7 protein-coding genes and 1 pseudogene are annotated in these 10,971 nt (G+C 61.8%); 5 read left to right on the top strand and 3 right to left on the bottom strand.

Annotated features, from left to right (window positions below; all coding sequences use genetic code 11):
- From KKO72_RS20445 to KKO72_RS20435, 3 genes and pseudogenes are all read left to right on the top strand, one after another.
- A pseudogene (locus KKO72_RS20445) lies at positions 1-375 on the top strand (methyl-accepting chemotaxis protein); the annotation flags it as partial.
- 178 nt (positions 376-553) lie between these two features.
- Entirely contained in the window at positions 554-2,587 is a 2,034-nt protein-coding gene (locus KKO72_RS20440) for a methyl-accepting chemotaxis protein (RefSeq protein WP_214943632.1), read from the top strand.
- Positions 2,588-2,818: 231 nt separating this feature from the next.
- On the top strand, positions 2,819-4,594 hold the full coding sequence (locus KKO72_RS20435; RefSeq protein WP_214943628.1) for a methyl-accepting chemotaxis protein: 1,776 nt from the start codon (positions 2,819-2,821) through the stop codon (positions 4,592-4,594).
- Between the two features lie 90 nt (positions 4,595-4,684).
- On the opposite strand, the gene recQ is transcribed toward KKO72_RS20435, so the two are convergent.
- Entirely contained in the window at positions 4,685-6,538 is a 1,854-nt protein-coding gene (recQ, locus tag KKO72_RS20430) for a DNA helicase RecQ (RefSeq protein WP_214943625.1), read from the bottom strand.
- Positions 6,539-6,814: 276 nt separating this feature from the next.
- Between recQ and KKO72_RS20425 the strand changes: the two genes are divergently transcribed.
- Both KKO72_RS20425 and KKO72_RS20420 read left to right on the top strand, forming a co-directional pair.
- The gene (locus KKO72_RS20425) at positions 6,815-8,032 is read left to right on the top strand and encodes an MFS transporter (protein WP_214943623.1); all 1,218 of its coding nucleotides are present in this window, start codon (positions 6,815-6,817) and stop codon (positions 8,030-8,032) included.
- Between the two features lie 37 nt (positions 8,033-8,069).
- Positions 8,070-8,687 (top strand): DUF2325 domain-containing protein, encoded by a 618-nt coding sequence (locus KKO72_RS20420; protein WP_214943620.1) that lies wholly within the window; start codon positions 8,070-8,072, stop codon positions 8,685-8,687.
- Positions 8,688-8,830: 143 nt separating this feature from the next.
- Here the strand turns inward: KKO72_RS20420 and btsR are convergent, their stop codons facing one another.
- Together btsR and KKO72_RS20410 are read right to left on the bottom strand one after the other, a co-directional pair.
- On the bottom strand, positions 8,831-9,544 hold the full coding sequence (btsR, locus tag KKO72_RS20415) for a two-component system response regulator BtsR (RefSeq protein ID WP_214943617.1): 714 nt from the start codon (positions 9,542-9,544) through the stop codon (positions 8,831-8,833).
- On the bottom strand, positions 9,541-10,971 hold a 1,431-nt coding region (locus KKO72_RS20410; protein ID WP_214943614.1), incomplete at its 5' end, for a sensor histidine kinase. The genes KKO72_RS20410 and btsR, both read right to left, overlap by 4 nt.

The raw sequence follows: 10,971 nt of genomic DNA, 5'->3' as shown, positions 1-10,971 counted from the left end.
AGCCAGGTGGGAGATGCGGTGACACAGATGGACCAGGCCACGCAGCAGAATGCGGCTTTGGTGGAAGAGATGGCTGCAGCGGCGAGCAGCCTCAAGAGCCAGGCGCAGGATCTGGTGCAGACGGTGGCAGTGTTCAAGCTGGGAGCGGGTGACGGCAGCCGCATGGGTGGACTCCAAACGTCTGCGGTGCAGGGGCAGCCAACAACACCAACACAGATCAGAGGGCCCGCTGTGCTGCCAGCAGCTGCCAGCACAGCTCGTCGCCCTCAGGCACAACTACCCGCAGCCAGCACGGCACCGGCACGCGCCGCAACACCAAAAGCAAAAGCACCCAAGGCCGCCGCCAGCGAAGAAGGTGACTGGGAGAGTTTTTGATCCGGCGCGTGGGCGGTCGCCCTAACACAGGCAATCGATCGCTGCCAAGCTTTTTTTGCTTACGCACGCCCAAGCCGTTGAAGCCTCGCAACTTGCATGTTGAAGCGCAACACAGTAGTCTTGTTGGATGGCAAAAATAGATCTTCTTGGCATTTTTTTGAACTAAGGGCTCTTCACCATGCTTTCATTTTTTCGTACCCTGCGCGGCAAAGTGGTGGGTGTCACTGGCGCCCTGGTTCTTTTGGGTCTTTTGGTTCTGAGCGCGACCAATCTGTGGATGGCCCGGCAAAACGCCTTGGCCTCCTTGGCTGACCAGACACGGGCTCTGGCCCATGCCCATGCGGTGGGTGTGGCGGACTGGATGGCGAGCAAGCACCAGGTGGTCAAATCGGTGGCAGGCCGGGTGGCCGAGGCCGACCCTGTTCCCTTTTTGCAAGACGCCAAAATTGCGGGCGACGTTGACACGGTGTACATCGGCTACCCTGACAAACACTATGTTTTTTCTGATTCACGGGTCCAGGCCCCAGAGTACGACCCAACCGCCCGGCCCTGGTACAAAAAGGCAGCCGCCGCCACCGGCCCGGTGGTGACCGATCCCTACATCGGCGCCAAAAGCAAAAAGCTGCTGATCACCTTTGCCTCGGCCATCCAGTCTGGCGGCCAGTTGCAGGCGGTGACGGCAGCCGACGTGCTGATGGAAGCGGTGGTCCGCAACATCGCCTCGATTCGCCCGACCCCGGGCACCTACGGCATGGTGGTGTCCAAAGACGGGCGCATTGTGGTGCATGAGGACGGCGCATTGCTGCTCAAACCGCTGTCTGACCTGGCGCCAGCGCTGGCCAGCCGCTCGGTGGAATCACTCATCCAGAGTGAAGGCCTGCAGGAGCTGGAGATCAACCACGAAATGCGGCTGATCCAGGCACAAGCCATCCCAGGCACCGACTGGGTTCTGATCGTGGCCTTGAAGCCCAGCGAAGCGCTGGCGGGTGTCAACACCATGATGTGGTCGTCCATCGTCAGCAGCCTGGTGCTGGCCGTGGTCACTGTGCTGATCATTGGGGCACTGCTGAGCAGCCTGCTCAAACGCCTGCCGATCCTCCGCGCAGCGATGGAAGACGTTGGTGCAGGTCATGGAGATTTGACACACCGCGTGCCTGTCAGCGGCAACGATGAACTGGCTGCCATTGGCGCTGGCTTCAACCAGTTCGCCGAAAAAGTGCAAACGGTGCTGATCAGTGTGCGCCAACATGCCGAGGGCGTGGCCACCGCCAGCTCCGAGATCGCGCAAGGCAACCAGGATCTCTCCAGCCGCACCGAGTCCCAAGCCAGCGCTCTGGAAGAAACCGCTGCCAGCATGGAAGAACTCAGCTCCACCGTCAAACAAAACGCGGACAACGCGCGTCAGGCCAACCAGCTCGCTTTGAGTGCATCCACCGTCGCAGTGCAAGGTGGGGAGGTGGTGGCCCAGGTGGTGGACACCATGAAAGGCATCAACGAAGCCTCACGCAAGATCAGCGACATCATCAGCGTGATCGACGGCATCGCCTTCCAGACCAACATCCTGGCGCTCAATGCCGCCGTCGAAGCGGCCCGTGCCGGTGAACAAGGCAGAGGCTTTGCGGTGGTGGCCAGTGAAGTGCGTAGCCTGGCAGGCCGTTCAGCCGAAGCCGCCAAGGAAATCAAACTGCTGATCAACAACAGTGTGGAGCGTGTGGAGCAAGGCACAGCCTTGGTCGACAAGGCTGGCAGCACGATGACCGAGGTGGTCAACTCGATCAAACGGGTGACCGACATCATGGGCGAGATCAGCGCGGCCAGCAACGAACAAAGCCTGGGGGTGAGTCAGGTCGGTGAGGCGGTGACACAAATGGACCGGGCCACCCAGCAAAACGCGGCTCTGGTCGAAGAGATGGCCGCAGCCGCCAGTAGCCTGCGATCACAAGCACAAGACCTGGTGCAAACGGTGGCAGTGTTCAAGTTGGGTGCGGGCGATGGGGGTGTCCACACCTCGCCGGTGCGCGCGCAGACAGCGGCCAGCGGTGAGCCCAAACGCCTGAATCGGCCCAGCTCAGATGCGCCCAAGAAGTTGGCACCGCGCACTGCGGCACCGGCCAGATTGACTGCGGCCGCATCACCGGCTGTGTCCTCTCCAGCAAAACCGTCGTCCGCCCCCGCCAGTGGCACATCCGACTCGGACTGGGAAACGTTCTAGAGCTATTTTGAACAGCTGCCAACGCCTGTTTGGCCAGGCCTGACGCCCAAAACGTTGGATGGGCTGACAGTGTGCACCGCGCACGCCGGGGCCAGCCTGTCCAGGCGCAGCGCCCTGTGAAGATTTTTCGCTGGATGATCTTTGGCCGCGCCAGCCACACGCTGCGGCAGTGCCGCCAAAACGAGCCGCACTTATGATGAAATCTGCAAAAACCCAACTGCGGAGAACACCATGAACAAATTGACAATATCGACTCGCCTGTCCATCCTGATTGCCGCAATGGGACTCTTGCTGCTGCTCGTCGGCGGTATTGGCCTGTATGGCATCACACAGACCAATGCCTCGCTCGAAAGCGTTTACAAGGACCGCACGGTGCCCATGCAGCAGTTGGGCGATGTGCAATACCTGATTGTCAGCAACCGCTTGGCAGTGGCCAACGCGCTGATCGTCCAGACGCCCGAGGCAACCAACAGCAACGCGCAACTGGTCGATGCCAATACTGAAAAAATCGCCAAGCTGTGGCAGGCCTATATGGCCACCTACCTGACGGCAGAGGAGTCACAGATCGCCAAGAAGTTCGAGGCGGCCAATAGTCAACTGTTGAAGGATGGCTTGCAAGCTTCCCTGGCGGCAGCGCGCGCCGGCGACTTTGAGGGTGCAAGACATATTGTGATCGAGAAAACAGTGCCCTTGTTCAATGCCGCGATTGAACAGTCGGAGGCTTTGATCAAGCTTCAGGTAGACGAGGCCAAAAAAGCGTTCGACCAAGCCAGTGCCAGTTTTCAGACCATCCGCGCAGTGTCGATCACTGCCATTGTGCTGGGCCTGCTGTTTGCCGCTGGCTTTGGCCTGAGCTTGTTACGTGGCATCACCGTGCCACTGCGCCGCGCGGTGGAGATCACCGAAGCCGTTGCACAAGGGGATTTGACACAAACCGTCGACACTGCGGGCAAAGATGAGCTCTCCGCCTTGTTGCGGGCTGTCGCGAACATGCAAAGCAGCCTGTACAAAGTGGTGCTCCGTGTGCGCCAGGGCTCCGAATCGGTTTCCACCGCCAGCTCCGAGATCGCCCAAGGCAACCATGACCTCTCCAGCCGCACCGAATCCCAAGCCAGTGCCTTGGAAGAAACCGCCGCTTCCATGGAAGAACTCTCCTCCACAGTCAGACAAAACGCCGACAACGCACGCCAAGCCAACCAGCTGGCCCAAAGCGCCAGCTCTGTGGCCATCAAGGGCGGCGAAGTGGTCGCCCAGGTGGTCGACACCATGAAAGGCATCAACGAGGCGTCACGCAAGATCAGCGACATCATCAGCGTGATCGATGGCATTGCTTTCCAGACCAACATCCTGGCCCTGAACGCTGCGGTGGAAGCAGCAAGAGCGGGAGAACAAGGCCGAGGCTTTGCGGTGGTGGCCAGTGAAGTGCGTAGCCTGGCCGGACGCAGTGCCGAAGCCGCCAAAGAAATCAAAACCCTGATCAACAACAGTGTCGAGCGGGTCGAACAAGGCACGACCCTGGTCGATCAGGCCGGTGCCACCATGACCGAGGTGGTGGCGTCTATTCGTCGGGTCAATGACATCATGGGAGAGATCAGCGCGGCCAGCACCGAACAGAGCCAGGGTGTGAGCCAGGTCGGAGATGCGGTCACACAGATGGACCAGGCCACGCAGCAGAACGCGGCCCTGGTGGAGGAGATGGCGGCAGCGGCGAGCAGCCTCAAGAGCCAGGCGCAGGATCTGGTGCAGACGGTGGCAGTGTTCAAGCTGGGAGCGGGTGACCACGATGGCACAGGCGGCATGGGCCACACGGCGCAGGTGCGGGTACAGCCAGCAGCGCCAACTCAGATCAAAGGGACAAGCCACCCCACACCGGGAGCCAACCGGGCGCACAGTACACCCTTGACCCGGCTTCCTGCAGCAAGCGCCACCCCGGCGGCGCCTGCTGCTCCGGTTGCCAAAGCGCCCAAGGCGGCCGCAAGCGAAGAAGGTGACTGGGAGAGTTTTTGACCCGACGCGTGGGTGCTCTCCCAAATACTACTTAATCAATAGCTACCAGCCCTCGACTTATAAGGGATAAATCAGCTTTTGACATCAAGCTCAACCCCCTTCCAGGGCCTCGATCACCGCCAGCACGGCCTCGCCATAGGCTTCCAGCTTGCGCACGCCCAGGCCGCTGATACCTTGCAGTTGCTCCAACGATTGCGGCGCACTCTGGGCAATCGCCACCAGCGTGGCATCGTGAAAAATCACATAAGCGGGCAGGTTGTGTTCTTTGGCGACTTCGGCGCGCCAGGTTTTGAGTGCGGCATAACGCTGTTGCTGAGCAGCGTCCAGCACTGCTGGCGCTTTGGCCGTGCTGCTGGGGCTAGCGCTGCGGCGCGACTTGCGCTCAGGCTTGGCCAGCGCCTGGCGCAGGCGGATCGGCACCTCACCTTTGAGCACCGCGCGTGAGGTTTCGGTGAGCGCCAAGGTGTTGAAGGCCTGCGCGTCCACCGCCACCGCACCGATCGCCAACAGCTGGCGCAAGACGCCGCGCCACTGCGTCTCGGACAAGTCAAGGCCGATGCCAAAGGTGCTCAAACCTTCATGCCCACGCTGGACCACCTTCTCGGTAGCTTTGCCACGCAGGATGTCGATGATGTGCCCGGCGCCAAACCCAAAACCACTCATCTGCTGCACCCGGTAGATGGTGGACAGCAGTTTGCGCGCGGCGTCGGTGGCGTCCCAGACATCCGGCGCCTGCAAACAGTTGTCGCAGTTGCCACAGGGCTGGCTGGCTTCGTCAAAGTAGCGCAACAACCGTACCCGACGGCAATCGGTGGCTTCGGCCAGGCCTAAGAGGGCGTCGAGCTTGCCGCGCAGGCCTTGTTTGAATTCTTCCTCGGCCGGGCTTTCGTCGATCATGCGGCGCTGGTTGACCACATCTTGCAGGCCATAACACATCCAGGCGTCCGCCGCCTCGCCGTCGCGCCCGGCGCGGCCGGTTTCCTGGTAGTAGCCTTCGATGTTTTTGGGCATGTCCAGATGCGCCACAAACCGCACGTCGGGCTTGTCGATGCCCATGCCAAAGGCGATGGTGGCCACCATCACAATGCCCTCGGTTCGCAAAAACCGGTCCTGATTGGCTTGGCGTACCTTGGCGTCGAGCCCGGCGTGGTAGGGCAAGGCGGCGATGCCGTTGTCACACAACAGCTCGGCGGTGTCCTCGACCTTTTTGCGCGACTGGCAATACACCACGCCGGCGTCACCCATGTGTTCGTCGCGGATGAAGCGCAGCAGCTGCTGGCTGGCTTCGCGCTTCTCGACAATCGTGTAGCGGATGTTGGGCCGGTCAAAACTGCTGATGAACAGGCGCGCGTCCTGCAACTGCAGGCGCTCGATGATGTCGGCACGGGTCAGCGCGTCGGCGGTGGCGGTGAGTGCAATACGCGGCACGCTGGCGTAGCGCTCGTGCAGCACGGTGAGCGCCCGGTATTCGGGCCGGAAGTCGTGGCCCCACTGGCTCACACAATGCGCCTCGTCAATCGCAAACAGGCTCAAGTGCCCACGCTCCTGCAGGGAGTCGAGCTGCGCCAAAAAACGCGGTGTGGTGACCCGCTCGGGCGCGGCGTATAACAAGGTGATGTCGCCCTGCATCAGACGGCGCTCGACCTGGCTGGCCTGCTCAAACGTGAGCGTGGAGTTCAAAAACTCGGCCTTGACACCGGCCTCATGCAAGGCGCCGACCTGGTCGTGCATCAGCGCAATCAGCGGAGAGATCACCACCGTGATGCCCTGCCCGGCCTGCTGACGCGCAATCGCCGGGATCTGGTAACACAGGCTTTTGCCGCCGCCCGTGGGCATCAGCACCAGCGCGTCGCCGCCGTGCGTGACGTGTTCAATGATCTCGTGTTGCGGCCCACGGAACGCCTGGTAACCAAAGACGTCTTGGAGAATGGAGGTGATGGACAAGGTGGTCTGCTGATATTTTGATAGCTACTCACCCTTATAAAACAAGGGCTAGAGACCAAAAAAGCTTATCACTTTGGTCCCGACAGCCGGTGCAGCTCAGGCGAGCGGCACTATTGTCCCATCTGGCGCGCTCGGCAGCGCCGTACGCAACCCTGGGCGTCCCGTTTACAGCTGATCACGCCGCCGATGTTGGCTGCGTACAGCCGATCAGTCACCCTTTCGCTCGGTGGGTCAATGCACTTTCAAATGAGAACTGTTGTCATTTAGAATCGAAACATGACCCACGCCACCCCACCCGATCTGATCCCGAGCAGCGCCACCTTCAACCTGAAACCACTGCTGATCGCCAACATGGCCAGCACCATGGCGATGATGGCGTTTGTGGCCATCATCGGCCCCATCGCGCGGCAATTGCACTTGCCTGCATGGCAGGCCGGCACCGCCATCACGGTCGGTGGTGTGTTGTGGATGCTGCTGTCACGCCCCTGGGGTGTGGCCAGTGATCGGCGTGGGCGCCGGGCGGTGCTGCTGACTGGTGTGGGTGGTTTTGCCCTGTCCTACTGGGCGATGTGTGCGGTGTTGGTGCTGTCCTTGCAAACCATGCCCGCGGCAACGTGGGTGTTTGTCGGATTGCTGGTCACGCGTGGGGCCATCGGTGCGTTTTACGCGGCCATTCCGGCCACCGGCCAGGCGCTGGTGGCCGACTTCATCGCGGCAGATCGGCGCGCCGGGGCCATGGCGTCCCTGGGGGCGGCCAACGCGGTGGGGGTGGTGATCGGGCCAGCCATGGCTGCGATGCTGGCGCAACATAGCCTGAGCCTGCCGCTGTATGTCACGGCGATCCTTCCTGCGATCGCCTGGCTGGTGCTTTGGAAGGCCCTGCCCCGGCAGGAACACCCTGTGCAGTCCCAGCCGTCCACCTTGCATTTGCACGATGTACGTCTGCGCCGCCCCATGGCTGTGGCCTTCATCGCCATGTTTTGTGTGGCCATTGCGCAGATCACCGTGGGCTTCTTCGCCATCGACCGCCTGCAGTTGGCGCCCGAACTGGCTGCACGTGCGGCGGGTTTCGCACTGACGGCGGTTGGTATTGGACTGATTGCCTCGCAACTGCTGGTGCGCCAACTCAGCTGGCCGCCGATGCGACTGATCCGCACCGGTGCGGTGGTGGCAGCGGCAGGGTTTGGTGCCACCGCGACAGTGGACACGGCTGCGCTGCTGGCGGCTTGTTACTTCGTCGCGGCGGCGGGCATGGGCTGGATCTTCCCGGCATTTGCCGCGTTGGCGGCCAATGCGGTGGGCGGCCATGAGCAAGGTACAGCAGCTGGCTCCGTCGGTGCGGCCCAAGGGCTGGGCATTGTGCTGGGGCCGCTGGTCGGCACCTTGTTGTATGGCTTCGGCCCTGGGGTTCCCTACCTCCTGGTGGCCTTGATGTTGATGGGTGTGGCACTGTGGCCGAGTATCGCCAGCAACAAACCCGTGACAGCTGTTTGACAAACACCATGCCATCGACCCAACACCTTGTTGACCCATGAACTTGTCACCGCGCGACATGGACCACGTGATTGGCGAACACCATGCGCTGTTGCGCCACTGCGGCCAGATTCAGGCACGCTGCAGCGATCTGGTGCAGGCACAGGCGACCACGATCCAGCAGCTGCAGGCCCAAGTGATGCGCCTGCGCGCGGAAGTCATCGTGCGCGACACCGCGCTGGCGTGGGCACGCGAGGATCGCGCCGAACTGGAGGCCAGCATTCCCGGTCTGCCCAAACGGGTCGTTCTGGCGCGGCGGGTGGAGACACTGCTCGCACGGCTTCAGGATGTGCTGCGTGAACGGTTTCACTGGCAGCAAGCAGGTCCGGCGCAACGTTTGGCGGCCAGCGCCCTTGGCCGCCCCAAAGATGTGGCACCCGTCGACGACTTGGCCAGCCTCGAAAACAGCCTGGTTGCCGCTGATCTGGTGATCTGCCAGACCGGCTGCCTCAGCCACGGCGCGTACTGGCGCGTGCAGGACCATTGCAAGCGCACCGGCAAAACCTGCGTGCTGGTCGCACAGCCCGATGCTGTGCGCATCGTCCACATCCACAACCCGCAGACGCACGAAGCGGCAGCCGACGCGGCGTCTTCGCAGGGCATGGGCCCGTCATGACGCAGGCTGCCACACACCAGGGCCCGTCCATGGGATGCAAGGGCACGCCTGGCTTCTGAAGAAAATGATAGCTATGCACCCTTATGCAATAAGGGCCAACAGCCAAAATAGCTCAAAGTCTGCGGCCCAACACCCGCTTCGGCTCAAGGCAGGCCCAGTTTTTCCTTGAGTTCTCCGAGCAAACGGCGGCTGACCGGGATGCGCCGTTTGTGGCGGGTCAGGATTTCGACCGCGCCAGTTTCCAGAAAGCTGATTTCCTGGATCTGCTCGGGGTTGACCAGGTACTGCCGGTGGCAGCGCAGAAACGGGGTTTTTTCCTCGAGCGTGCGCAAGGTCAGTTCGGTGAAGTGCTCCGTGCCTTCGTTCGTGGTGACATACACACCGGCGGTGCGCGAGGTGGCGTATTCGATGTCGTCGATCTTGATCAGCAACACCCGCTGATGCCCCGGACACGGGATCTGTTTGAGCGGTGCCGCTGCGGTAAACAGGGCTGCGCTGGGTCTGCGGTCACGTCGCAGGCGTTGCAAAGTGAGCGCCAAGCGCGCCGGGTCGATCGGCTTGAGCAGGTAGTCAAAGGCGTTCTGGTCAAAGGCCTGTAACGCGTACTCGTTGAACGCGGTCAGAAACACCACGCTGGGCATTTTCTCGGGGTCCAGCATGCCCAGCATCTCCAGCCCGCTGATGCGCGGCATCTGGATGTCGAGGAAGATGACCTCGGGGTTGAGCCGGTGGATGGCCGAGATGCCTTCGATGGCGTTGCTGCACTGCCCGAGGATCTCGATGTCAGTCTCCTGCCCCAGCAGGCGGGCGATTTCCTCACGCGCGGGCAACTCGTCGTCAATGATCAGGACTTTCATGCCGGGTACACCTCCATGGTGGTTGAAACCTCGCTGGGTGCCAGCGGCAGTTGGAGGGTGACGCGGGTGAACACCTCGCGCTCACAGCTCACCTCCAGCCCGAAGGCCGGGCCGTAACGGGTGGCAATGCGTCGGCGCACCAGGTGCATACCCAGGCCGCTGCCGGTGCCTGGCGCGGGTTCAACATACAGGCCCGCGTTGTCCTCAACGCTGAGCAGCAACATCTCGTCCTGCGCCCGCGCCGAAATCCGGATGCGGCCGATGCCCAGCAACTGCGAGGTGCCGTGTTTGATGGCGTTTTCGACAATCGGCTGCAGAGAAAAAGCGGGCATACGAACATGGCGCAAACCGTCCGGGATGTCAAAGTCCAGCACCAGCTGGCCGAGAAAGCGTGCTTGCTCGATTTCGAGGTAGGCGGTCACATGCTGGACTTCCTCACTCAGGCTGGCCTCTTCGCTGGGGCGTTTGAGGTTGTTGCGGAAAAAGGTCGAGAGGTTCAGCACCAAGTGGCAGGCTCGCTCCGAGTCGCGCCGGATCACGGCCGACAAGGTGTTGAGCGCGTTGAACAAAAAATGCGGGTTGACCTGGGCGTGCAACAACTTGATCTCGGACTGCGCCAGCAACTCGCGCTGGCGCATGTAATGGCCCGCCAGAATCTGGTTGGAGAGCAGCCGAGCAATGCCTTCACCCAAGGCGCGGTTGATGGTGGAAAACAGACGGGTGCGGGGCTCATACAGCTTGACGGTGCCAATCACATGGTTTTCCTCACCGAGCAACGGGATGATCAGCGAGGCCGCCAGCGGGCATTTGGGGTTGATCGAGCAGCGGTAGGCCACCTCGTTGCCATCGGCATAAACCACCTCGTTGTTGGCGATGGCCCGTTGTGTCAACGCCGAATTGATCGGTGTGCCTGGCAAATGGTGGTCGCTGCCGATGCCGATGAAGGCCAGCAGGTTCTGGGTGTCGGTGATGGCGACCGCACCCACCCCGGTTTCTTCGTAAATGATGCGGGCCACCTGGTGGCTGGTGTCGCTGTTGAAGCCCGAGCGCAGCAGGCCCTCCACCCGCGCCGCAATCGCCAGCGCCTTGGTCGAGAACACGCTGGACTGGCGCTCGTAGAGCTGGCGCCGATCCAGCAAGATACGCATGAACAGGCCAGCACCGAGTGAGTTGGCCAGCAGCATCGGCACCGCAATCTGCTCAACCAGATGTCTGGCGACCTCGGGTGGCTCCACCAGCCACAACAGGATCAGCATCTGCGCCACTTCGGCACACAAGGTCACCAGGGCAATCGGCACCGGCCGGAACAAGGTGCCAAAGCGCCCGCGCCGAATCATGTAAAGATGAAACAGACCGCCAATTAGGCCCTCCACCACGGTGGAGACCATGCAGGCAAACGCTGAAGGACCACCCAGCGTATAGCGGTG

Source organism: Rhodoferax sp. U11-2br, assembly GCF_018619435.1.
Classification (GTDB): domain Bacteria; phylum Pseudomonadota; class Gammaproteobacteria; order Burkholderiales; family Burkholderiaceae_C; genus Rhodoferax.
This window is presented reverse-complemented; position numbering and strand designations above follow the sequence as displayed.

Bases quoted from the DNA above. Each gene is read 5' to 3' on its own strand.
- KKO72_RS20440 (WP_214943632.1), top strand. From the start codon at position 554: ATGCTTTCATTTTTTCGTACCCTGCGCGGCAAAGTGGTGGGTGTCACT.
- KKO72_RS20435 (WP_214943628.1), top strand. From the start codon at position 2,819: ATGAACAAATTGACAATATCGACTCGCCTGTCCATCCTGATTGCCGCA.
- KKO72_RS20425 (WP_214943623.1), top strand. From the start codon at position 6,815: ATGACCCACGCCACCCCACCCGATCTGATCCCGAGCAGCGCCACCTTC.
- KKO72_RS20420 (WP_214943620.1), top strand. From the start codon at position 8,070: ATGAACTTGTCACCGCGCGACATGGACCACGTGATTGGCGAACACCAT.
- btsR (WP_214943617.1), bottom strand. From the start codon at position 9,544: ATGAAAGTCCTGATCATTGACGACGAGTTGCCCGCGCGTGAGGAAATC.